The organism is Bacteroides sp. GD17, from assembly GCF_038448625.1.
Lineage (GTDB): Bacteria > Bacteroidota > Bacteroidia > Bacteroidales > Bacteroidaceae > Bacteroides.
On record NZ_JBCEZS010000001.1, the window covers coordinates 937,483 to 960,485 of the forward strand.

Here is a 23,003-nt window from a genome sequence, read left to right on the forward strand (position 1 = left end):
GTTCCAGTGGAATCAAGGATATTATTCTTGTTATTTATTCCCTTTCTTTGCCCTGAACTCCTTGGGCGACATACCTGCATGTTTTTTAAAATACCGTCCGAAAAACGATTGGTCCGGGAAGCGGTATTTATCGGCAATCTCTTTCAGTGACAAGTCGGTGGACTGCAAGGCAACCTTGAGCTCCAGCATTAAGAATTCGTCGATAATCTCCTTCGCCGAGTCTTTTCCCATCTGCTTGGTGATGGTCGAGAGGTAACGGGTAGAAATGCACAACTGCTCGGCATAAAAAGCAACATCCCGCTGCGTGGTGCAATACGTATGTATCAGATTTATAAACTTTTTGAACAATTGCTCCTTCCGGCTGCTGCCCTCTATCTGCTCCTGCGTGAAGAGGCGTTGCACCTTGTCGTACGTGTCCAGGAAGAAGATTTGCAGCAGGCTTTGGGCGATCTGTTCGCGGAAGCGGTTGGTGGAATCGTTGTAGATGGCATTGCTTGCCTCTATCAGCCCATTGATGGAGCGCAGAGCCTCCGGCAGTGTATGTGTGTAGCATGAATCTTCCTTCAGAAAGTGGATGAATGCCGGGTTCAGCCGGAAACTGGCTGACTTAAACATCTCTTCGGAAAAGGCGAAGTAGTGCACGCTGAAGTCTTTACTGGCGGATGTCAAGGAGAAAATAGAGTTGGGCAATACCATGATGTTGGTATTGGGCACGATGTGATATTGCTTCAGGTCAAGGACTATGTCGGCCTCTCCGCTGTGGCAGAACAGAATAGCACCATTGGTAATTTTGAGAAGACGCTTATGGAAGAATTCCAGGCTGCCGGTTCCTGCTCTGAAGGTTTCTTGTTTGGTAGTCAATAGTGGGTTCATATCTTTTAGAATAAATGATGAATAACGGGGGCGAAGTTACGGGTTCTTTTTGGATTACTAAGCAGGATGTTCCGAAAATGAACAATCGAGTACGCCCAATGAAACAAGTTGTTGTTCAAAAAGGGTATACCTTTGCTGCCGGTTTTCAAGACAGGAAAAAGAGATATAACATAGAACTATTTTTTTAAGCTAAAAAGAGTATGATAAGAAAAAAGAGTATGATGAAGCAGATGATGATCCTCGTCTGCAGTGCAACATTGGCAGCTTGCGGAAGCGCTCCTGCCGTGCAACCCCAATCAGAGTATCGGGTGATGAACATCACAACCACCGACAAAGAACTACAGACCACCTATTCTGCTGCCATTCGCGGTCGGCAGGATATTGACATCTATCCGCAGGTGTCCGGTACCCTCACCAAGCTTTGTGTGGAAGAGGGTCAGACGGTGCGCCGCGGACAAGTATTGTTTGTCATCGACCAGGTGCCTTACCTCGCCGCCCTGCGAACAGCCGAAGCCAACGTAGAAGCTGCCCGTGCCGGCGTAGCCACCTCGCAACTGACGTACGACAGTAAGAAGGAACTCTATACCCAAAAAGTAATCTCCGAGTTCGACCTGAAGACTTCTTATAACAACCTGCTCACTGCCAAGGCCCAGCTTGCCCAGGCCGAAGCCCAGCAGGTGAATGCCGCCAATAACCTCTCGTATACGGAAGTGAAGAGCCCTGTCGACGGTGCTGTGGGTATGTTGCCCTACCGCGTAGGTACGCTGGTTAGCGCCAGCCTGCCGAAGCCGCTGACTACCGTTTCGGACAATTCCAATATGTACGTTTACTTCTCGATGACGGAGAATCAGTTGCTCGACCTCACCCGCCGCTATGGTTCCAAGGATAAGGCTTTGGCGGGGATGCCTGCCATCACGTTGCTGTTGAACGACCGTTCCGCTTATCCGCAGCAGGGGAAGATAGAGACTATCAGCGGGGTGATTGATGCTACGACGGGTACCGTCAGTCTGCGTGCCGTGTTCCCCAATAAGGAAGGGTTGCTGACGAGCGGTGGTTCGGGCAATGTGGTGATTCCGGTGCAGAAGGAGAATTGCATTGTTGTTCCGCAGGCGGCTACCTATGAGGTGCAGGACAAGGTTTATGTATATAAGGTGGTGGACGGCAAGGCGCAGTCTGCTCCCGTGCAGGTGACCCGTGTGAATGGCGGACAAGAGTACATCGTGGAAGACGGTCTGAAGACCGGAGATGTGATTGTGGCCGAAGGCGTGGGGCTGCTGCGCGAAGGTACTTCTATTTAGACGAAATCACTAGCTTCCCATTTATAGAGACCCGATAATAATAACCCAAATAACAGTGATATGAATCTTAGAACCTTTATAGAACGCCCGGTCTTTTCGGCAGTCATCTCCATTACGATTGTCATCCTGGGCATCATCGGGCTGCTCACCTTGCCTGTGGAGCAGTACCCTGATATTGCACCGCCCACCATCATGGTGAGCACCACCTACTACGGTGCCAGCGCCGAAACCCTGCAGAAGAGCGTTATCGCCCCGCTGGAAGAAGCCATCAACGGGGTGGAAGATATGACCTACATGACGTCCAGCGCCACGAACGCCGGTACCGTCTCCATTACCGTCTACTTCAAGCAAGGCACCGATCCGGACATGGCTGCCGTGAACGTGCAGAACCGTGTCTCCAAAGCCACCGGGCAGCTTCCGGCAGAAGTAACTCAGGTAGGCGTCACCACCTCGAAGCGGCAGACCAGCATCCTGCAGATGTTCTCCCTGTACAGCCCCGACGACAGCTACGACGAGAACTTCCTTGCCAACTACATCAGCATCAACCTGAAACCGCAGATCCTCCGTATCTCCGGTGTGGGCGACATGATGATTATGGGTGGCGACTACAGCATGCGCATCTGGATGAAGCCCGATGTGATGGCGCAATACAAACTCATCCCCTCGGACGTGACGGCCGTGCTGGCCGAGCAGAACATCGAATCGGCTACCGGCTCCTTCGGCGAGAACTCGGACGAGACGTACCAATATACGATGAAGTACACCGGTCGACTGATTACTCCGGAGGAATTCGGCGACATCGTCATCCGCTCTACCGAAGACGGCGAAGTGCTGAAGTTGAAAGACATTGCCGATGTAGAGTTGGGTAAGGACAGTTATGCCTACAAGGGAAGCACGGACGGCCATCCCGGCATTTCGTGCATGATATTCCAGACGGCCGGCTCCAATGCTACGGAAGTGAACCGGGAGATAGACCGGTTGCTGGAAGAAGCGCGCCATGACCTGCCCCGAGGAGTGGAGTTGACGCAAATGATGTCCTCCAACGACTTCCTTTTCGCCTCCATTCACGAAGTAGTGAAGACGCTGATCGAAGCGATTCTGCTGGTCGTCCTGGTGGTGTACGTCTTTTTGCAGGACATCCGCTCCACGCTGATTCCGCTGGTGGGTATCATTGTTTCGTTGATCGGTACGTTTGCGTTCATGTCCATCGCCGGGTTCAGTATTAACCTGATTACGCTGTTTGCACTGGTGCTGGTCATCGGTACGGTGGTGGACGACGCCATTGTGGTGGTGGAGGCGGTGCAGGCGCGGTTCGACGTCGGCTATAAGTCCTCGTACATGGCGAGTATCGATGCCATGAAGGGCATCTCGAATGCGGTGATCACGTCATCGCTGGTATTTATGGCGGTATTTATTCCGGTGTCGTTCATGGGCGGCACGAGCGGCACGTTTTATACGCAGTTCGGACTGACGATGGCGGTGGCGGTAGGTCTTTCGGCCATCAATGCCCTGACGCTGAGTCCGGCGCTTTGTGCACTGCTGCTCAGGCCGTATATCAACGAAGACGGAACGGAGAAGCAGAACTTTGCCGCCCGCTTCCGCCGTGCATTCAACTCGGCCTTCGAGGTGCTGGTGGCGAAGTACAAGACGGTGGTGCTGCTCTTCATCAAGCGCCGCTGGCTGGCGTGGGGGCTGTTGGCATGCTCGGTGGTGCTGCTGGCGTTCCTGATGAATACGACAAAGACCGGATTGGTGCCCGATGAAGACCAGGGAGTGTTGTTCGTCAACGTCAGCACCGCCCCGGGCAGTTCGCTCAAGACGACGAACGACGTGATGGAGCGCATCGAACGGCGCCTGGAGGATATCCCGCAGAAGCTGCATCTGCAGAAGGTGGCAGGCTACGGATTGCTGGCCGGGCAGGGAAACTCCTTCGGTATGATTATCTTGAAGCTGAAGCCTTGGGACGAACGCCGGAGTCGTGAAGACCAGGTGCAAGCCGTCATCGGACAGGTGTACGGGCGGACGGCGGACATCAAGGATGCCACGGTGTTTGCCATCGCGCCGGGCATGATTCCGGGCTACGGCATGGGCAATGCCCTCGACCTGAACGTGCAGGACAAGCAGGGAGGAGATATAAACACCTTCTTCCAGACCACGCAGCAATATCTGGGTGCGCTGAACCAGCGTCCCGAAATCTCCATGGCCTATTCTACCTTCGACGTGCGCTATCCGCAATGGACGGTGCAGGTAGATGCCGCCCGGTGCAAGCGCGCCGGCATCACACCCGACCAGGTGCTGGCCACGCTCTCGGGCTATTACGGCGGACAGTATGTGTCCAACTTCAACCGCTTCTCCAAAGTATATAAGGTGATGATTCAGGCCGATCCGCAGTATCGCATGGACGAGGCTTCGCTCCACAACGCCTTTGTGCGCATGGCCAGCGGTGAGATGGCTCCGCTGAGTCAGTTCGTCACGCTGACGCGCTCGTACGGTGCCGAGTCGCTGAGTCGCTTCAATATGTTCAACTCCATTGCGGTGAATGCGATGCCGGCCGACGGGTATAGCACCGGCGACGCCATTCGTGCCGTGCAAGAGACGGCCGCCACGGCGCTCCCCAAGGGTTACGGTTACGACTTTGGCGGCATCACCCGCGAGGAAAGTCAGCAAAGCAGCAATACGTTGGTGATCTTCGGTATCTGCATCCTGATGATTTATCTCATCCTGAGTGCGCTCTACGAAAGTTTCCTTGTGCCGCTGGCCGTCATCCTGGCGGTGCCGGTGGGGCTGATGGGGTCGTTCCTTTTCGCCCGCGTCATGGGGTTGGAGAACAATATCTACTTGCAGACGGGGCTGATTATGCTCATCGGCCTCCTGGCCAAGACTGCCATCCTGCTGACCGAGTATGCCGCCGAACGCCGCCGCGCGGGCATGGGGCTGATTGCTGCGGCGGTCAGTGCTTCGAAGGCGCGTTTCCGCCCTATCTTGATGACGGTGCTGACGATGATCTTCGGGCTCTTCCCCCTGGTGGTCGCCTCGGGCGTGGGAGCCAACGGTAACCGTTCGCTCGGTACGGGCGTCATCGGCGGTATGTTTGTCGGTACGCTGGGGCTGCTGTTCATTGTGCCTGTGCTGTTCATTACCTTCCAGTGGTTGCAGGAGCGCGTCCGGCCGGTGCAGACTCCGGTGGTGCCCGACTGGCAGATTGAGGAGGAGATGGAAGTGAGTCGGAAAGAAATAGAAGAATCGCATAAATGATAATTTAGCGGTGGGTGATAACAAGTGTATCTCAAACTCCTCCGCCTGAAAGGGGAGGTGCCCGCTTGCGGGCGGAGGGGTATTACATAAATAGAAAGTAACTTTGTGCAAGTCTCTTCGGATGTGAAACCCCTCCGCCCTACGGGCACCTCCCCTTTCAGGCGGAGGAATTTGGGATACTCCGTAAATTCTCATTTATCGTTTTCAAACAATATATAGAATGTTATACAATATGAAGAAAGAAATGATCGTTTTAGCCGTTCTTGCCCTCACACTGAGCAGTTGCGGCATCTATACCAAATATCAACGCCCGGAGGATATCACGACCGATGGACTCTACAGGCAGGACGTGCCGGGTGGTCAGGGCTTGCAGTTGCAGGACACCGCCTCCATCGCCTCCCTCTCCTGGCGCGAACTTTTCACCGACCCGCAGCTGCAATCGCTCATCGAGCAGGCCCTGGCGGGAAATACTGACCTGCTTTCTGCCCACTGGCGCATCCGGGAAGCAGAAGCCACGCTGATGTCTGCCCGTCTCTCTTATCTGCCTTCGTTCATGCTCACCCCGCAAGGCGGCGTCAGCAGTTTCGACCGTTCGAAAGGCTCGTGGACTTATACCGGCATCGCCTCCGCCAGCTGGGAACTCGACATCTTTGGCCGTCTGACCAACGCCAAGCGCCGTGCCCGCGCCCTCTATCTTCAGAGCCTGGAATACGAGCAGGCCGTCACCACTTCGCTGATAGCCAACGTTGCCAATCTCTATTACACCCTGCTGATGCTCGACGAGCAGCTTCGCATCTCCCAGGAAACCGCCGCCAGCTGGCAGGAAAGCGTACGCACCATGCGCGCCATGATGGCAGCCGGCATGACGAACGAAGCCTCCGTCTCCCAATCCGAAGCTAATTGCCGCCAGGTAGAAGCCTCCCTGCTCGACCTCCGGCAACAGACCGCGGAAGTGGAAAACTCGCTTTCCATTCTCCTGGGGCGCGTGCCCGGCAGCATAGCGCGCGGCAGTATTGCTCCCGATAGTATTACCTCCGGCCGCGGCACCCCGGACGAGGAGTCATCTGCGCTTCAAAGTCCACTCTTTGCCCAGACTTTCCCCGAAGAATTGGCCGTCGGCGTGCCTCTGCACCTCCTTGCCCGCCGTCCCGACGTCCGTAGTGCCGAGCTCTCCCTTGCAGCTGCTTTTTATAGCACCAACGCCGCCCGTTCCGCCTTCTACCCCTCCATCACTTTGAGTGGTACGGCAGGTTGGACCAACTCGGCGGGTAGCATGATTATCAACCCTGGCAAGTTGCTCCTTTCCGCCGTCGGCTCCCTGACGCAACCCCTCTTCAATAAAGGCCTGAACGTAGCCCAACTGAAGATAGCCCGCGCCCAACAGGAAGAGGCGAAACTCTCTTTCCAACAAACCTTACTCAATGCCGGTAGCGAAGTGAACAACGCCCTCACCCAAGTGCAGGTGGCCCGCGGAAAGACCGAACTTCGCGCCCGGCAGATTGCCTCCCTCGAAACCGCCGTCCGCAGCACCCGGTTGCTGATGCAGCACGGCACTTCCACCTACCTGGAAGTCCTCACCGCCCAGCAGGGCCTACTCTCTGCCCGGCTTACGCAGGTAGCCGACCGCTTCGACGAGATACAAGGTGTCATCAACCTGTATCAAGCCCTGGGCGGCGGCCGAGATTAACACAGCATACTCTCTCTTCATTCACTCGCCCCTTCATCGTGACGCCCTCCGGAATATGGAGCCGGCCGAAACGGTGGAGGGGTTTTCTTCTTAAAGTGCCAGCATCTTCTTCTCCTTCACCAAATCATTCTCATTCATCTGCAGGGAAGGTACGGTACACATCTTGATGACATCCCCCTCCTGGCACGTATAGTCATAATAGGCCTGCTCTTCGGGAGTCAGTTCCTCCTGCGGCACCAGTCCGCTCCTCATGTTCGAAAACTCTTCAATATCGGTAGATTCCGATTCTTTCACCAGTACAATTCGGCGGGCTACGGGGTTCCGGTTATAGTCCAGCCCCAGATAGAGCCCTCTCAGCTGTCTGGGTTGGCGGAACAGGGGGAGTTGCAGATATACGGTTACGGGGGTAAAGTGAGGCGGTTCGTTCTCATTAAAGAAGCAGTACATGTTTTGTGAATCGCCGATGATGCCAAATCCCCACTGGATATCTTTATAAGCGCTCAGCCTGCCTATCCGCACATACTCTTTATTCTCCGACAATGCTATGAGGAAAGGTTCTACCTTGAGGTAATCCGAAGAAGACGAGAGGCTATAGCTTATATACGTCCCCTTGATGCTATCCACCCGCTGCGCGGAGCTTAGCATTTCTTCCTGAAACTGCCATGCAAATACATTGTCCCGGGGATTGGTCTGTACGTCGGGCTCCAGTTCGTTGAGACGTGCTATGGTGCTATCTATCGAGTTCAGCAACTTTCTTTTCGATACATTATTTACCAACACCAAAGCTTGCTCCAGCGCTTCCTCCGGAGGATATGTTTTCAGGTTGCTGAAGTAGTTGGGCAGTACCGTTGTGTATAAAGACGACAGTACACTTGGCGCCATGTCTATCCAGTCGGCTATTTCCTTCATTTTAACTCCGCTGTTGCGCAGGTACTCGATTCGTTGATACAGATTCTGAAGACTGTTCATGTGTGCAGTGTATTTGTTGAATGTACAAATCTAAGCACGATTCCTTTATGGATGAGTTACATTAATATGACATAAATGTTACGCCCCGATATACTGTTTTCGGTGTTGCTATAAATAATATCTATTTATGTATTCAGATATATTTCTGTAACATCGCCCCTCTACTTTTGCCGCAGATAAAAGCAAATAATATGAGTAGTAAAGTAGAAGTAAACGGATTAAGGAAGAAGTTCGCGGACCTCTTATTTATCTTTTGGGCAGGCGGCACGGCCCTGTTGTCCTATTCTCTTGTTTATGCGCTGCGCAAGCCATATACCGCCGCAGCCTTTGCCGGTTATGAGGTTTTTGATATCGACTATAAGGTGGTTGTCACCATTGTGCAGATTATAGGATATGTCATCTCGAAGTTTATAGGAATCAAGTTGATTTCCGAACTGAAGCAGAAAGACCGTCTGAAGTTTATCCTGTTGTCGGTGGTTATGGCCGAAGCTTCCCTGCTTCTTNGTTTATAGGAATCAAGTTGATTTCCGAACTGAAGCAGAAAGACCGTCTGAAGTTTATCCTGTTGTCGGTGGTTATGGCCGAAGCTTCCCTGCTTCTTTTCGGGTGGCTGCCTGCTCCTTATAATATAATAGGTATGTTTCTGAACGGTCTGTCGTTGGGCTGCATGTGGGGTGTCATCTTCAGCTTTCTGGAAGGGAGGCGCGTTACCGATATTCTGGCCAGTCTGATGGGAGTGAGTATGGTTATCAGTTCCGGCACGGCGAAGTCGCTGGGACTGTTCGTTACAAATACTTTGGGGGTAAGCGAATTCTGGATGCCCGCATTGATTGGCGCCGCTGCACTCCCGTTGCTCGGGTTGGCAGGCATCATCCTCAACCGGTTGCCCCAGCCCGATGCCGAAGACATCGCTTGCCGCAGCAAGAGGGAACCGCTTGATGGAAAGCAACGTTGGGCGCTGTTCCGCAACTTTATGCCTTTCCTCACACTGCTTTTTGTGGCAAATGTGGTATTGGTGATACTTCGCGATATCAAGGAAGATTTCCTGGTGAAGATTGTAGATGTTTCCCAATATTCATCGTGGCTGTTTGCGCAGATCGATTCTGTGGTAACGGTTATTATCCTGGTTATTTTCGGTCTGATGGTTTACGTCCGGAACAATCTGAAGGCGTTGACCATCTTGCTGTCGTTGATTGTCGTAAGTATGTTTTGCATGATATTCCTCTCCTTCGGGTACGAGCGGCTACAACTGAACACGGTTACCTGGTTGTTTGCCCAAAGCCTTTGCCTTTATCTGGCCTATCTTACTTTTCAGACTATCTTCTTCGACCGTTTTATTGCCTGCTTCCAGATCCGCGGCAATGTAGGTTTCTTCATAGCTTTGAATGACTTTTTGGGATATACGGGTACCATTATCGTATTGGTGGCGAAAGAACTGTTCAGTCCCAATATAGACTGGGCTCATTTCTATAATCTTATGGCCGGCTATGTGGGCATCATCTGCTGCGTTGCCTTTGTCTTCTCGCTGGCCTATCTGCATCAGCGCTACAGAAAGGAACATGCACAGCCTGCCATGCCTGAGATAAAAATACTCGAACTTGAGACGGCTGCATACAATGTGGTATAAATAGAAAAATATAACTTATTAAAAAGGAACGTATGAATAAAATTACTTGTGTTATTATGGATTGGGCCGGTACAGCCATAGATTATGGATGCTTTGCCCCCTTGAATGCTTTCCTGCGAATCTTCGAGGAAAAGAAAATCGAAATCAGCTACAGACAGGCACGTGAGCCGATGGGCTTATTAAAAATAGACCATATCAAGGCGATACTGAATATGCCCGAAGTGAAACAACAATTTCAGACTCTTTACAAACGCGACTGGAATGAAGAGGATGTTGCAGAAATGTATCAGAGTTTTGAGAAACATCTGTTTGCCTCCCTGCGAGACTTTACCGATCCGATACCGGGGGTACTCGAAACGATAGAAACCCTCCGCAACCGGGGAATAAAAATCGGTTCGACCACCGGGTATACGCAGCAGATGATGGACGTAGTATGCCCGGAAGCCGCATCAAAAGGTTATACAGTCGATAATCTGGTGACCCCCGACTCCCTTCCGGCCGGACGTCCGGCCCCTTATATGATTTATCGTAATATGATAGACCTGGCTGTACCCTCCGTAGACCAGGTCGTGAAAATAGGCGATACCATTGCTGATATCCGTGAAGGTGTAAACGCCAAAGTACATACCCTCGGTGTCATTGTGGGAAGCAACGAAATGGGGCTGACCGAGTCTGAATTCAATCTTCTCACAGTCGAACAAAAAGATTCCCTTATGGGAGAGGTCCGTGCACGCATGTTGAAGGCAGGAGCTCATGCCGTTCTCGAAACCATCTCCGAACTGCCGGACTATATCAACCAATTAAATAAAGAACACGAAAGTTTATGAGAAACTATTTATTGTTAACTCCCGGTCCGTTGAGCACAGCACAAACGGTGCGGGAGGCAATGCTGCAAGACTGGTGCACTTGGGATAAAGACTATAACGAAGGTATTGTAACCCCCATTCGCCAAAGCCTCCTCAAGCTGGCCAAAGTGGACGATGCCGATTACACCACTGTACTTCTGCAGGGTAGTGGTACCTATTGTGTGGAAGCTACTTTGGGAGCAACGGTGAAGCCGACCGATAAACTGCTAATTATTGCCAACGGTGCTTATGGCAAAAGAATGGCAACCATTGCAAGTTATTATGAGTTGAATTACGAACTGGTCTCTTATCATGAAGCCGAACCTGTTACCCCGGAAGTCGTTCGCCGGGCTTTGGAAGCCCATAAAGACATTACGCACTTTGCCATGGTTCATTGTGAAACTACTACCGGAATACTGAATCAGCTGGAAGAAGTGAGCCGGGTGGTTAAGGAATATCCGGTAACTTTTATCGTAGATGCTATGAGCAGCTTCGGAGGTATCCCCATCGATGTAAAGGCGTACGGAATAGACTTCCTGATAAGCAGTGCCAATAAATGTATTCAGGGTGTTCCGGGCTTTGGCTTTATCATTGCTTCCAGAAAGAAACTGCTGGAATGCAAGGGAGTTGCCCGGTCGCTCTCACTGGATATCTACGACCAATGGGAAGTGATGGAAAAAGGAAAAGGCAAGTGGCGTTTCACTTCTCCCACCCACGTGGTACGTGCTTTCTATCAGGCTCTTCTGGATTTGGAACAGGAAGGTGGGGTTGAGGTGCGTCACCAACGCTACCAAGAGAACAATACGATCTTGATTGAAGGTATGCAGGAGTTAGGCTTCACTCCGCTTCTTCCTGCAGAAATACAAAGCCCCATCATATCGTCCTTCCTTTATCCTTCAAGCGATTTCAACTTTCAGTCTTTCTATGAAAGTCTGAAGGCAAAAGGATTCGTTATCTATCCTGGAAAGATTTCGGATGCCGAAACATTCCGGATAGGCAATATCGGGGATGTATATCCTGAAGATATGAGAAGATTGATTTCTTGCATTCGTGAAATACTCGAATAGATATGGACAGTCAGATAGCTGATATAATCATTATAGGCGGCGGCTTGCTGGGTACTTCCGCCGCCTATCACCTGGCCTGTCGGCATGCCGGACGGATTCTGCTGTTCGAGCGTATGGATATTGCCTCACAAGCCAGTAGTCGTGCCGCATGCCTTCTTACCCGCGCTCGTACGAAAAGGGTGCTTATGGACATTGTGCAGGAAACTTATGATACGATTGAACGGATTGAAGACGAGTTGGGCGAATCGCTCGATTTGCAGCAGACGGGAAGCATCACTATTGCTTCTACTGACGAGTCCCTGTATGCAGTCGATGCCTTGGAAGCAGCCGCTCTGGATTATGGCATTCCCGTGGAGCGGATCGATGCGACAAGTGTCAAAAAACATCTTCCCTGGATTGAGCAGAATACTGTTCGTGAGGCTGTTTATATGCCTACCGATGCTTTTATCGACTCGGCTCAGTTGTGCAACGGTTATGCCAAAACTGCCCGGCAGCGCGGAGTAACCATTCGTCCGCGTGCAGCTGTCAGGGAAATTCTGATTTCAGAAGGTACGGTGAAAGGTGTATTGTTGGATTCGGGAGAAAAGTACTATGCCCCTGTCGTGGTAGATGCTGCAGGAGCCTGGTCGAATCTGTTGTCGTATCCGCTGGGCATCGGTCTTCCTATGACTCCCGTACGCAGTCACTTCTGGATAACCGAGAACAATCCGGAGCTGTTTCCTCCACATCAGCCTTTTGCCGTGCTGCCCGATGCCAAGGCATTTACACGGCCTGATGTCGGCGGATTGATTATAGGTCTTAGAGAACCGGAATGTGCCTCCTATGCTCCTGATAAGTTACCCCCATCTATCGAGCACATGGACTTCACGCCCGATAACGGTTGGTCTATCCTTTCGGCATGTGCTGGCGGCTTTGCAGCCTACTTCCCACAAATACGTCGTACGGGAATTGCCCATTATGTGGCAGGACCTTCATGTTATGTGCCCGATGCTATGTTTGTAATCGGTCCCGTTTCGCAACTGAAAGGTTTCTATGCACTGACCGGATGTTGTGGGGCAGGTGTTGCCGCCGGTGGAGGAATGGGCAGACTGATAGCCGAACAGATATTGGGTGAGGCAACATTTGTAGATGCCGCTCCTTTCGCTCCATCCCGTTTCGGAGAGATAAATCCTTTTGATATTAATTTCCAGAATAGTTGCGCCCTGGCGCGTAGTCATAAAAAAAGTGGATGAGATGAAACAAATCGTATTCTTAAAGCAAGTTCCGGCATCGACGCAAATTTCCATAGATCCCGTCACTCATACCCTGGTTCGTCATGGAAATAAATCTCAGACCAATCCGGATGATCTTCATGCACTTCGGATGGCAGTGGAGATTCGTAACAGAGTGGGCGGTGAGATTATAGCTGTAACCATGGGCCCCCTGCAAGCGGAAGCTGTACTCCGGGAAGCTCTTCTTTATGGTGCTGATGAGGCTATACTGCTTTCGGACAGAATGTTTGCCGGTAGCGACACGTGGAGTACTGCCTATGTACTCAGTGCGGCGGTGAAGAAAATAGGAAATGCCGATTTGTTGCTGTTCGGGAAGCAGGCCATTGACGGAGATACAGCGCAGGTAGGCCCCGGCGTGGCCGGTAAGCTGGACATCCCCCAACTGACGGAGGTGCAATCCGTGCTTGACATATCAGCTGCCAATATTGTAGTGAAGAAGAGTTTCGATTCGGGCACTCGTATACTGCGCTCCACTTTTCCTTGTGTATTCACCGTAAGCAAAGAGGCAAATACGTTGCCTGCTCCTTCTCTGCAAGATTGGGAGGATGCGCAGCAAAAGAAAATAATGTGTTGGGATGCAAGCTTATTGAACGTAGAAACTGCATTCCTGGGTTTGAGTGGTTCGCCTACAAAAGTGGTAAACACACATGCCATATCTAATAGTAAATCGATTCGGTGGATGAAGGATGTATCCGAATTGAAAAAGATCTGTACTAAATTCCAATAATACTTTTCAGTTATGAATCCAATTAAAATTCAGTTGGCAGACTGTGTACAATGCGGTGAATGTGTATCTGCATGTCTATATAATGCTATCTACATGGACGAATACCCCGTTATTGATCAAGGTCGTTGTTTGCTTTGCAAAAGCTGTATCGAGGCTTGTCCGTCGGGATTGATAAGCATGGAAGAAACAGCCGGACACGAAGAATTTTCTTGCAGCACCGAAGCACAAGGCATTTGGGTGATGGCGGAGTTCCATAAAGGTGCTATAGCGCCTGTAACGTATGAATTGCTGGGTGCTGCCCGTCGTTTGTCGGATTCTGCTTCGGAAGAGGTCTCCGTCATCTTGATTGGTGATGCATGCAGGGGGTATGAAGAGTCTCTCATTGCGGCTGGTGCCGATCATATTTATATAGCAGAAGGTTCTTATCTGGCCGATCAGTTGGAAGAAATGGTTTCGGATGTTCTGGTCGGAATGGTTCGCCAATATCATCCAAATATTCTTTTGATTGGAGCAACCCATTTCGGCAGAGGCATATCTGCCCGTACCGCTTCCATCCTGCATACCGGACTGACAGCCGACTGTACACAACTTGAAATCGATCCTTCTTCCCAGAGGCTGTTGCAGATTCGTCCTGCCTTTGGCGGCAATCTGCTGGCTACCATCGAAACGCCTCTTCACAGACCGCAAATGGCATCCGTCCGTCCGGGAGTGATGAGTCCCGTTGAACTGGACTACAGTAGGGTAGGGTGGATTACCAGATGCGATATCCGTCATTTGGCAACGAAGAACCGGGTAGAGCTTTTAGCAGAAGAAATCACAACTTCCTGTTCTTCTGTTGCAGATGCTTCTGTACTGATAGCCGGTGGCAAGGGGATGCAAAATAAGGAGAACATCAAGTTGCTGTATGAGCTGGCGCGTCTTCTCGGAGGTAAGGTTGCTGCGTCTCGTGCTGCGGTCGAAGCAGGCTGGTTGCCTTATGAATGCCAGATAGGGCAGACGGGACAGACGGTGAAACCGCTTCTCTACATTGCATGCGGCATCAGCGGTCAGGTTCAGCACACGGTTGCTATGAGTCAGGCACAGACTGTTATTGCCATAAACAACGATCCTTATGCACCAATCTTCCAGTATGCCGACTATGGAATAATCGGCAATGTTTCAGAAGTGTTACCGGCCCTGATCAGGGAATTGCAGGGAAAAGAGGAAACAGTGGGCTTATACTGACATTTCTTGCTGTGCTTTTTGCATTCAGGCAACATAAATGTTTCATTAATAATACGAATCCTCATAAATAAAATGAATGCCTTTAATTCATTTTATACGTGTTCATCCTTCACTATTTTTGTATCGGAAATAAAGGTAATAATTATTTAAAAGGTAAAAACATGAAAACGAAAAAGCTAATCATGCTGATTGCATGTCTTGGATTTGCCCTTCTGGCGAATGCCGCCAAAGTGAATGAAAGAAATGCCAATCTTGCTTCTGTCATCAAACTGATGGAAGTTACGAACAAGAACATTAACATCAATTGCTGGACGAATGAAGAGTTTGCAACCCGTATCGGAACAACGGAGAGTGAGTTGAATGATTACATCCGTAACCTGTTTCAGGATGCTCTGGAAGAGACCAAACAGAGTATACAGGAGGGCGGCTCGAAGTATTTCCTGAATTTGAACCAATATGATTTGTCTGCCGCCGGATATCCATACAACAACTTCCAACATACAATTGAGTATGTGATTTACGATGAAAATATGAACGAAGTCTATTCCGGCAACCATCGCTTTGCAACCTTCAGTAATGTGTCTAAAGAAGAGTTGACGAAACAATTCAAGAAACTATCCAAGAAAATACTTTCAGTTATTAGTAAGAAATAATTGAATCATCTACAAGCAAACGTATGAAGAAAAATATATTATTTTGTCTTCTGCTGATAATGTGTACGGCTCTCCGAGCCCAGACAAAAATCAGTGGAACAGTGATTGACGCGGCTACAAATGAGGCTATAATCGGTGCAAATATATTAGAAACCGGGACTTCGAACGGCGTGATAACCAATCTCGACGGAGAATTTACAATCGTGCTTTCCGATCCTAAAGCCGGAATAAGTATTACAATGATTGGGTACAAACCCCTAACAGTCGAAAAACCACGTCTTACGGGTACATATAGAATACAGGAAGACGTGCAGGAAATAGAGGGCGTTGTAGTTACGGCGCTGCACATACCTAAGCAGAAAAAGATGCTGGGCTATGCCGTACAGGAAGTAAAAGGAAATGATATTTCTGTATCGCGTGATGCCAATCCTATCAGTGCGTTGGTGGGCAAAGTGGCAGGTATGCGTATCAATACGGGTACCGACTTGCTGAGCAGTCCTTCCGTGCAGATTCGTGGTGTGAGTCCTATCTATGTGATAGACGGTGTTCCCGTGACAGACAATACATGGAGTTTCAGTCCGGACGACATCGAATCCATAACGGTACTGAAAGGTCCTACTGCCGCAGCTTTGTACGGTTCGGAAGGAAAGAACGGTGCTATACAAATCACCACTAAAAGAGGTACAATCGGTGGGCGCAATTTTAGCGTAGATGTCAAGTCCACTACCCAGATACAAACCTCTTTCATTGCCAAACCCGGTGTGCAGAACTCTTATGGTTCCGGCAGTAACTTTAAATACGATTTTGGTGATGGGCTTAAAGGGAATATAAACGGCATCTATAACCAGGACTCGGATGTATGGGGGCCTCGTTTCGAAGGCCAGCTCATCAAGCAGTACAACAGTCCGATGGATGCCAATGGCGTTCGCACGCCTACTCCCTGGCTTGCCGTTGGAAAAGACAATTTGGAACGTTTCATGCAGACCGGTCTGATCACTACCAATAACGTTGCCATTGCTCAAAAGTCGGAGTCGGGTGACTTTCGTATCTCCATTTCCGATACTTATCAAAAAGGTATACTTCCCAACACAAAGTTGAACTCATTCAATACGAATTTCTCCGGTTCCATGAACCTCAGTGAACGTGTCAAGCTTCTGGGTACTTTGAATTTCAACCGCACTACTTCTCCCAATTACCCCGAAACATACTACAATCCGCGAAGCCCCATCTATCTGTTAAGCATCTGGACCGGAGCCCACATCAATATCGATGATTTGCGCGATTATTGGGTGCCCGGTATGGAAGGCATACAGCAGTTCAGCTACGACTATGCACAGTACAACAATCCCTGGTTCATGGCTTACGAAAATACCCGCGAGTATTCCGAAGACAACGTTAACGGTCAGTTGGCACTTACCTGGCGGATTTTGCCGGAGTTGGATCTCCGCATCCGTACCAACCTGAATACCAACAAGAAGTTCAAGAATGAAAAGTATCCGGTCAACGCATCGTTCTATGACGATGACTATGGAACCAAGAAATGGGTGGGCGGATACGACGAAACTTATACGCAATATACAGATTGGAATTCGGACTTCATGCTGAATTATGCACACCAGTTCAGCCGTTCCTTCGGTATAAAGGCAGCCTTAGGTGGTGCTTACCGAATGAAATCATACAAAGATTCTTATACTACTACCCATGGTGGGCTGATTGTACCGGGCATTTATACTTTTCAGAATGCTGTTGAAGGCTTGAAAGGAAAAACAGAGAAATGGGACAAGGAAGTTGGAAGTTTATATGCCAATGTCGATTTGGATTATAAAAACTATTTGTTTCTCAACCTGACCGGGCGTATGGACCAGTCTTCCACTTTGCCCATCGATAACAATACTTATTTTTATCCGTCGGTATCTTTAAGTGGAGTTCTTTCCGAAATGTTCGACATTTCTAAAGTCTTCTCATACCTGCGTGCCCGTGCTTCTTATGCTCGTGTAGGTGGTGACCTCGATCCTTACCAACTCAAAAATGCCTATATCACGGGCAGTATCTGGAATGGTCAAACTCCTCTCTATACAAGCAGCGAATTGAAAGACGCAAATATAAAACCGGAATTCAGCTCATCTGCCGAGTTCGGTATCGACATGCGCTTCTTCAAGAACCGTCTGGGAGTCGATGTTTCTTACTTCATAGCCAAAGATGGTCCGCAGATATTCTCTCTTTCAACTCCTTCCTCTTCCGGTTATGACACTCGCTTGGTGAACGGTCTGACCTATAAGCGTCGTGGACTCGAAGTCACCGTCACGGCCAATCCGGTTCAGACGAAAGACTTTAGCTGGAATCTTTCGGGAAATATTTCGCAGTCCCATCGTTATCTCGAGAAGATATACGATGGCATTGAGAACTACGGATATATCCGCAAAGGAGAGAGGGTAGACCAGATTTGGGCACAGGACTTTATGCGTGCACCCGACGGACAGGTGATTTATAAAGACGGACTTCCCGTACGCGACCCTATCAAGAAGCATATCGGGAATTACGATCCCGACTTTATTTTCGGATTCCATAACGAATTCAAATACAAGAATGTGACCTTCTCTTTCAGCCTCGACGGAAACGTGGGCGGCAAGATTTACAATGAAATTGCAATGAACTTATGGAAGTCCGGACGCCACGAAGATTCGGATAATGAATGGCGACTGGCTGACTGGAATGCCTATAAAGCTAATCCCGAAGGATATGGCAATACCTATAAAGGGACTTTGGTAGCTCCGGGGGTAGTCGTAACCGGCGGTGAGCTGAAACGCGATGCCGACGGAAATATCCTGTCCGATACCCGTACATTTGCTCCTAATACTACTCCGGTGCTTTATCAGGCATGGGCAGGTTCCAGCAACAGTTATTATCGTACGGAGTCTCAAACCTATCAGAGCCGCACTTATGTCAAACTCAGAGATGTGACCATTACCTATACTCTGCCGCCTTCCATTCTAAAGAAGATCGGTCTCTTGCGCTCGGCCAGCGTATCGGTAGTAGGAAGAAACTTGCTCTATTTCTCTAAAGCCGATTACTTGGATCTTGACCAGTTCTCCGGCTCTACGAGTGCTTTGCAGACACCTTCTACCCGTAACTTCGGTATAAACATTAACGCTACTTTTTAAATTTTCCGACCCATGAAGAAAATATTTTATCTGCTCTTGATAAGCCTTGTCACATTGACTACCGGCTGCGACGATCATTTTATGAGTTTGCAAGAAAATCCCAATTCGCCGGATATTTCTGCTCCTATCAATATTTTGCAGAGTATTATTAAGGATAGTTGGGAAGGCCCTTGGACGCGTGCACAGCGTCTGAACCAGTACTACGTTTCCACGTATGTGGTGTACGATGACCAGAATTACCTTTTAGGAGAATATGGCATGGACTATGGTAGCCTGCGCGATATTCTGGCAATGGAGAAGGAGGTGGAAAGGCTGGACACGGACGAAGCCAAACAGTTTCTGCCTGTAGCAAAATTCTTTAAAGCCTTCTTTTATATCCGTATGACCGAACGCCTGGGAGATATCCCTATGTCCGAAGCTGTTAAGGGAGAGGAAGGAAACTTCACTCCCAAGTACGACACGCAGAAGGATGTATACACCAACTGCCTGAAACTGCTGGAAGAAGCTAACGACGAACTGGCTCTTTATGCCGGCAAAGCGTCTGCTCTGACAAATGACCTCTACTTCAACGGCGATTTAACCAAATGGAGAAAAGCTGTTAACACCTTCCGTGTACGGGTACTTTTATCTTTGAGCAAGCGCAATGCCGAGATGAATGTTGCCGGTCAGCTGCGTGAGATTGTTTCAAATCCCGGCAAATACCCCCTGATGGAGAGCATCAGGGATAACATGCAGATTACTTATTATGGTACCGCCGACGATCAATATACCTTGTATCCTGATAATGGCTCGAAATATGCCAGCATCTATTTCATTGGAGAGACATACGTCAGCCAGCTACGCCGTACGGAAGACCCACGTATCTTCATACAGATGGTTCCGGGTGAGAACCAGAACAAAGGAGTAGAAGGACGCGAGCGGATGTTTTCATCGTACGTAGGCGGAGTGACGGGCAACTCGGTAGAAGCGTTGCAGCAGCAAGGCAGTGACCGTATGCTGGCCTATATCAATTATTCTACCTATGTGACGCCTACCGGTTTGCCTTGTGTGCAGTTGGGTTATCAGGAACTTCAGTTCAGCCTTGCCGAAGCTGCCAACCTGGGTTGGATAGATGGGGATGCCGAAACTTATTATACAAACGGTATTCGTGCCGATATGGAATTTTATGGTGTGAAAGCCGAAGGTGCCGATGCCTTTCTTGCCAATCCGGTGAATGTATACCAGGGAAATAATGTCTCCGGACTAAAGCAGATACGTGAACAAAAATATGTATCTTTGTTCCAGAATTCAGGTTATCAGGCTTTCTTTGAACAACGCCGCACCGGAATCCCCGAATTTAGTGTAGGCGAGGGAAATGCCAATGGCCGGATTCCTTTGCGTTGGATGTATCCTACCCGTGAGAAGCAATACAATGAAGCGAATCTGAAAGCAGCTTTACAGTCGCAATTCAACGGTTCGGACGATATCAATGATGTGATGTGGCTTGTTAAATAGATTACAAATAACGAAGATAGATTATGAAGAAAAGAAACATCATCCGGTTTGCAGCCTTGGTGCTGGCGGCCTTTACGTCTTGTTCGGTTCCCGAAGCAGCTCCTAAGGCTGAACATGTTATCTTGATCGGCCTGGACGGCTGGGGTGCTTATAGCGTTGAAAAGGCTGATATGCCTAATACGAAAAAGCTGATGCAAGAAGGATCGTATACGTTGAAGAAGCGTTCGGTATTGCCTTCGTCGAGTGCCGTAAATTGGGCGTCTATGTTTATGGGTGCCTGTCCGGAATTGCACGGATATACGGAGTGGGGCTCAAAGACTCCCGAACTTCCGTCACGTGTGGTTAATGAACATGGCATATTCCCCACCATCTTCCAATTATACAGAGATGCTCGTCCGGAGGCAGAAATAGGCTGTCTTTACGAATGGGATGGGATTAAATATCTTGTCGATACGCTGTCTCTGAGCCATCATGCTCTTGCACCCGACTATCAGAAAAATCCCACAGCGCTGGTCGATATGTCCGTACAGTACATCACTGAAAAGAAGCCCAATCTCCTGGCTATAGTTTTTGATAATCCCGACCACGTCGGTCATGCCGACGGGCACGATACTCCGGCCTATTATGAAAAACTAAAGGAGTTGGATGGCTACATCGGACAAATTGTTGCTGCTGTAAAACAGGCCGGTATGCTCGATAATACAATCTTTATCGTCACTGCCGATCATGGTGGAATCAATAAAGGTCATGGTGGAAAAACAATGTCCGAAATGGAAACCCCGTTCATCATCTCCGGCAAGAACATCAAGCAAGGCTATTGCTTCGACGATGTCAGCATGATGCAGTACGACTGTACCGGCGTCATGGCCGAGATCTTCGGACTGACCAAACCCCAGGTCTGGATCGGACGCTCCATGCCTGTGTTCGAGAAATAATGCTTTGTCCCATACGTTAAAATCCAATTTATTATGATCCGTAAATCTTTATTCTTCCTGCTTTTTGTCTTTCTGACTTTCGCATCAGCCCTCTTTGCTCAGCAGAAAGTCTCTATCCTGGGCGATTCTTACTCAACCTTTCACGGTTATGTTACCCCCGACACCAATCTTTGTTGGTATGGCGTTCTCGGTGAGAAGAAAGAAAACGATGTGACGAAAGTAGAAGAAACGTGGTGGTATCGCTTTATCAACGAACACGGACTCCAATTAGAACGCAACAATTCTTATTCCGGTTCCACCGTTTGCAATACCGGTTACGAGAAGGCCGATTACTCCGACCGTTCTTTTATCACTCGCATGGATAATCTGGGTAACCCCGACATCCTTCTGGTATTTGGTGGGACGAATGACAGTTGGGCAGGTGCCCCTATCGGTGAGTATAAATACGAAGATTGGACAAAGGCTGAGCTTTATAGTTTCCGTCCTGCCTTTTGTCGTCTTATGGATTATCTTACCCGGAACTATCCTCAAACGAAGATTTACAATATCACCAATACCGAACTATCCGATGCTGTAACCAACTCTATGGATGAAATCTGTCGTCACTATGGGGTCACCAATATCCGCTTGCACGATGTCGATAAGCAGTGGGGGCATCCTTCGGTGCAGGGTATGAAGAGTATCAGCGAGCAGGTGGCGCTGTTTGTTATATCGCAATCCCTTTGATTAAGTTCATGTATGGGCATAAAAAAAGGCTATCTATCCCAGACAGCCAATCTTTTGTTAACCTTAAATCTAATACTATGAAAAACACATTGCAAAGATACGTGCTTTCTTCCAATCTCCAAATTTTTGATACGAAACCGGGCCATTTATAACATGGTTTAATAGATGTATCAAGCCATTAACTCTTGATGGACTGATTGTTAATATGTCCATAAAAGTGCCTGAGAACTAAGTGCAAACTTACCAACGAGTAGGCTTGTAGTTACTACTTATTAATCTTACTACACTTATGCAGCTTTCTTACTACAGCCATATAAGTTTCTTACAACAGCTATTGTAAGAAACTTATATGGCTGTAGTAAGAATAATTTTTAGTAACTTTGCATTCAGTTTCTACTGATTCCGGGGTTAGTTCTTCCCGTGTTCTCGGTTAGTTTTTTCCAGCCTTTCTATAAACATTTAATATATAGTGAATTATGAGTATTTATTATGATCTTTATGAGACGCCTTCCCCCGAAGGTGAAGAGCCGAAACCGCTCCATGCCCGTGTCTGTTCCAAGGGAACCATTTCAGGCAAGGACTTTATGAACCAAGTCTTCCGTGAGGAACACATGCCCCATGCTATGATTGTAGGCATTGTGCAGGCCATCACTACCACGCTCGGCGATTGGTTGGCCAACGGCTATACTGTGGAAGTGGAAGGACTTGGTTTCTTTAGCACTACACTGAAATGTACCCGTCCTGCTATGACAAAGAAGGAAGTCCGTGCCGAATCAGTCAGGTTGTCTACGGTGAAGTTCCGTCCCAGCATCGAGTTCAAGCGCTACGTGGATAGTAAAATGGATTTGGAGCGTGCCGATAAACGCTTTTTTCCGGTAAAACCGAAGGCAGTGGGTGATATGGATGCCCGGAAACAGAAAATGCTGTCTTTTCTGGATGCCAATGTATGCATCACCCGTGCCGAATATGCCCGCCTTGTAAACGTCACCGACCGTCGTGCTACCTCCGACTTGCAGGAATTCGTCTCATCCGGTTTCATTCGCCGTCGTGGTGCCGGCCGTTCCGTAGTCTACATCCGGGCATGATATTTGCTTGTTCCCATGCGCGCACGTATATATATAATGTATGCCTTCCGTTTCCTTATACATTATCTTCGAAAAATTATGTTCTACAACATGCTTATCAATCAGC

General features: G+C 49.1%; 16 protein-coding genes and 1 pseudogene. 15 read left to right on the top strand and 2 right to left on the bottom strand.

Going from position 1 to position 23,003, the window contains the following annotated elements; genetic code table 11:
• Nucleotides 1–30: 30 nt before the first annotated feature.
• Nucleotides 31–873 (bottom strand): helix-turn-helix domain-containing protein, encoded by an 843-nt coding sequence (locus tag AAE250_RS03195; RefSeq protein ID WP_342288705.1) that lies wholly within the window; start codon nt 871–873, stop codon nt 31–33.
• A 200-nt stretch (nt 874–1,073) separates the two neighbouring features.
• Between AAE250_RS03195 and AAE250_RS03200 the strand changes: the two genes are divergently transcribed.
• The 3 genes from AAE250_RS03200 to AAE250_RS03210 all read left to right on the top strand — a co-directional run bounded on the left by AAE250_RS03200 (nt 1,074) and on the right by AAE250_RS03210 (nt 7,113).
• Nucleotides 1,074–2,171, top strand: a complete 1,098-nt coding sequence (locus AAE250_RS03200) for an efflux RND transporter periplasmic adaptor subunit (RefSeq protein ID WP_342288706.1) — start codon at nt 1,074–1,076, stop codon at nt 2,169–2,171.
• A gap of 60 nt (nt 2,172–2,231) precedes the next feature.
• Nucleotides 2,232–5,426: an efflux RND transporter permease subunit gene (locus AAE250_RS03205; RefSeq protein ID WP_342288707.1), complete on the top strand. Its 3,195-nt coding sequence runs from the start codon at nt 2,232–2,234 to the stop codon at nt 5,424–5,426.
• A 232-nt stretch (nt 5,427–5,658) separates the two neighbouring features.
• Complete coding sequence (locus AAE250_RS03210) at nt 5,659–7,113, top strand: TolC family protein (protein ID WP_294603193.1); 1,455 nt, start codon at nt 5,659–5,661, stop codon at nt 7,111–7,113.
• A 90-nt stretch (nt 7,114–7,203) separates the two neighbouring features.
• Here the strand turns inward: AAE250_RS03210 and AAE250_RS03215 are convergent, their stop codons facing one another.
• The gene (locus tag AAE250_RS03215) at nt 7,204–8,082 is read right to left on the bottom strand and encodes a hypothetical protein (RefSeq protein WP_294603194.1); all 879 of its coding nucleotides are present in this window, start codon (nt 8,080–8,082) and stop codon (nt 7,204–7,206) included.
• Between the two features lie 191 nt (nt 8,083–8,273).
• On the opposite strand from AAE250_RS03215, the pseudogene AAE250_RS03220 reads away from it, so the two are divergent.
• The 12 genes and pseudogenes from AAE250_RS03220 to AAE250_RS03275 all read left to right on the top strand — a co-directional run bounded on the left by AAE250_RS03220 (nt 8,274) and on the right by AAE250_RS03275 (nt 22,897).
• Nucleotides 8,274–9,709: pseudogene (locus tag AAE250_RS03220) on the top strand (DUF5690 family protein).
• A gap of 32 nt (nt 9,710–9,741) precedes the next feature.
• Complete coding sequence (gene phnX / locus AAE250_RS03225; RefSeq protein ID WP_294603196.1) at nt 9,742–10,536, top strand: phosphonoacetaldehyde hydrolase; 795 nt, start codon at nt 9,742–9,744, stop codon at nt 10,534–10,536.
• Nucleotides 10,533–11,621, top strand: a complete 1,089-nt coding sequence (gene phnW, locus AAE250_RS03230) for a 2-aminoethylphosphonate--pyruvate transaminase (protein ID WP_294603197.1) — start codon at nt 10,533–10,535, stop codon at nt 11,619–11,621. Before phnX ends, phnW begins: the two co-directional genes overlap by 4 nt.
• 2 nt (nt 11,622–11,623) lie before the next feature.
• The gene (locus AAE250_RS03235) at nt 11,624–12,853 is read left to right on the top strand and encodes an NAD(P)/FAD-dependent oxidoreductase (protein WP_294603198.1); all 1,230 of its coding nucleotides are present in this window, start codon (nt 11,624–11,626) and stop codon (nt 12,851–12,853) included.
• Nucleotide 12,854: 1 nt separating this feature from the next.
• Nucleotides 12,855–13,619: an electron transfer flavoprotein subunit beta/FixA family protein gene (locus tag AAE250_RS03240; protein WP_294603199.1), complete on the top strand. Its 765-nt coding sequence runs from the start codon at nt 12,855–12,857 to the stop codon at nt 13,617–13,619.
• 12 nt (nt 13,620–13,631) lie between these two features.
• Nucleotides 13,632–14,843 carry an FAD-binding protein gene (locus AAE250_RS03245; RefSeq protein WP_294603201.1) on the top strand — a complete coding sequence of 404 codons (1,212 nt, stop codon included), beginning with the start codon at nt 13,632–13,634 and terminating at the stop codon, nt 14,841–14,843.
• Between the two features lie 161 nt (nt 14,844–15,004).
• A complete protein-coding gene (locus tag AAE250_RS03250) occupies nt 15,005–15,496 on the top strand; it encodes a hypothetical protein (RefSeq protein ID WP_294603203.1) in 492 nt (163 codons plus the stop codon).
• A 23-nt stretch (nt 15,497–15,519) separates the two neighbouring features.
• On the top strand, nt 15,520–18,657 hold the full coding sequence (locus AAE250_RS03255; RefSeq protein ID WP_294603205.1) for a SusC/RagA family TonB-linked outer membrane protein: 3,138 nt from the start codon (nt 15,520–15,522) through the stop codon (nt 18,655–18,657).
• A 12-nt stretch (nt 18,658–18,669) separates the two neighbouring features.
• Nucleotides 18,670–20,151, top strand: coding sequence for a SusD/RagB family nutrient-binding outer membrane lipoprotein (locus AAE250_RS03260; protein ID WP_294603207.1), 1,482 nt, complete (start codon nt 18,670–18,672; stop codon nt 20,149–20,151).
• 23 nt (nt 20,152–20,174) lie between these two features.
• Nucleotides 20,175–21,086, top strand: a complete 912-nt coding sequence (locus AAE250_RS03265; RefSeq protein ID WP_294603209.1) for an alkaline phosphatase — start codon at nt 20,175–20,177, stop codon at nt 21,084–21,086.
• 33 nt (nt 21,087–21,119) lie between these two features.
• Nucleotides 21,120–21,812 (top strand): SGNH/GDSL hydrolase family protein, encoded by a 693-nt coding sequence (locus tag AAE250_RS03270; protein ID WP_294603212.1) that lies wholly within the window; start codon nt 21,120–21,122, stop codon nt 21,810–21,812.
• 476 nt (nt 21,813–22,288) lie between these two features.
• Nucleotides 22,289–22,897 (top strand): HU family DNA-binding protein, encoded by a 609-nt coding sequence (locus AAE250_RS03275; RefSeq protein ID WP_294603214.1) that lies wholly within the window; start codon nt 22,289–22,291, stop codon nt 22,895–22,897.
• Nucleotides 22,898–23,003 lie beyond the last annotated feature (106 nt).

Bases quoted from the DNA above. Each gene is read 5' to 3' on its own strand.
- AAE250_RS03260 (WP_294603207.1), top strand. From the start codon at position 18,670: ATGAAGAAAATATTTTATCTGCTCTTGATAAGCCTTGTCACATTGACT.
- AAE250_RS03195 (WP_342288705.1), bottom strand. From the start codon at position 873: ATGAACCCACTATTGACTACCAAACAAGAAACCTTCAGAGCAGGAACC.
- phnX (WP_294603196.1), top strand. From the start codon at position 9,742: ATGAATAAAATTACTTGTGTTATTATGGATTGGGCCGGTACAGCCATA.
- phnW (WP_294603197.1), top strand. From the start codon at position 10,533: ATGAGAAACTATTTATTGTTAACTCCCGGTCCGTTGAGCACAGCACAA.
- AAE250_RS03240 (WP_294603199.1), top strand. From the start codon at position 12,855: ATGAAACAAATCGTATTCTTAAAGCAAGTTCCGGCATCGACGCAAATT.
- AAE250_RS03250 (WP_294603203.1), top strand. From the start codon at position 15,005: ATGAAAACGAAAAAGCTAATCATGCTGATTGCATGTCTTGGATTTGCC.
- AAE250_RS03210 (WP_294603193.1), top strand. From the start codon at position 5,659: ATGAAGAAAGAAATGATCGTTTTAGCCGTTCTTGCCCTCACACTGAGC.
- AAE250_RS03270 (WP_294603212.1), top strand. From the start codon at position 21,120: ATGATCCGTAAATCTTTATTCTTCCTGCTTTTTGTCTTTCTGACTTTC.
- AAE250_RS03275 (WP_294603214.1), top strand. From the start codon at position 22,289: ATGAGTATTTATTATGATCTTTATGAGACGCCTTCCCCCGAAGGTGAA.
- AAE250_RS03215 (WP_294603194.1), bottom strand. From the start codon at position 8,082: ATGAACAGTCTTCAGAATCTGTATCAACGAATCGAGTACCTGCGCAAC.
- AAE250_RS03265 (WP_294603209.1), top strand. From the start codon at position 20,175: ATGAAGAAAAGAAACATCATCCGGTTTGCAGCCTTGGTGCTGGCGGCC.
- AAE250_RS03255 (WP_294603205.1), top strand. From the start codon at position 15,520: ATGAAGAAAAATATATTATTTTGTCTTCTGCTGATAATGTGTACGGCT.
- AAE250_RS03245 (WP_294603201.1), top strand. From the start codon at position 13,632: ATGAATCCAATTAAAATTCAGTTGGCAGACTGTGTACAATGCGGTGAA.
- AAE250_RS03205 (WP_342288707.1), top strand. From the start codon at position 2,232: ATGAATCTTAGAACCTTTATAGAACGCCCGGTCTTTTCGGCAGTCATC.
- AAE250_RS03200 (WP_342288706.1), top strand. From the start codon at position 1,074: ATGATAAGAAAAAAGAGTATGATGAAGCAGATGATGATCCTCGTCTGC.
- AAE250_RS03235 (WP_294603198.1), top strand. From the start codon at position 11,624: ATGGACAGTCAGATAGCTGATATAATCATTATAGGCGGCGGCTTGCTG.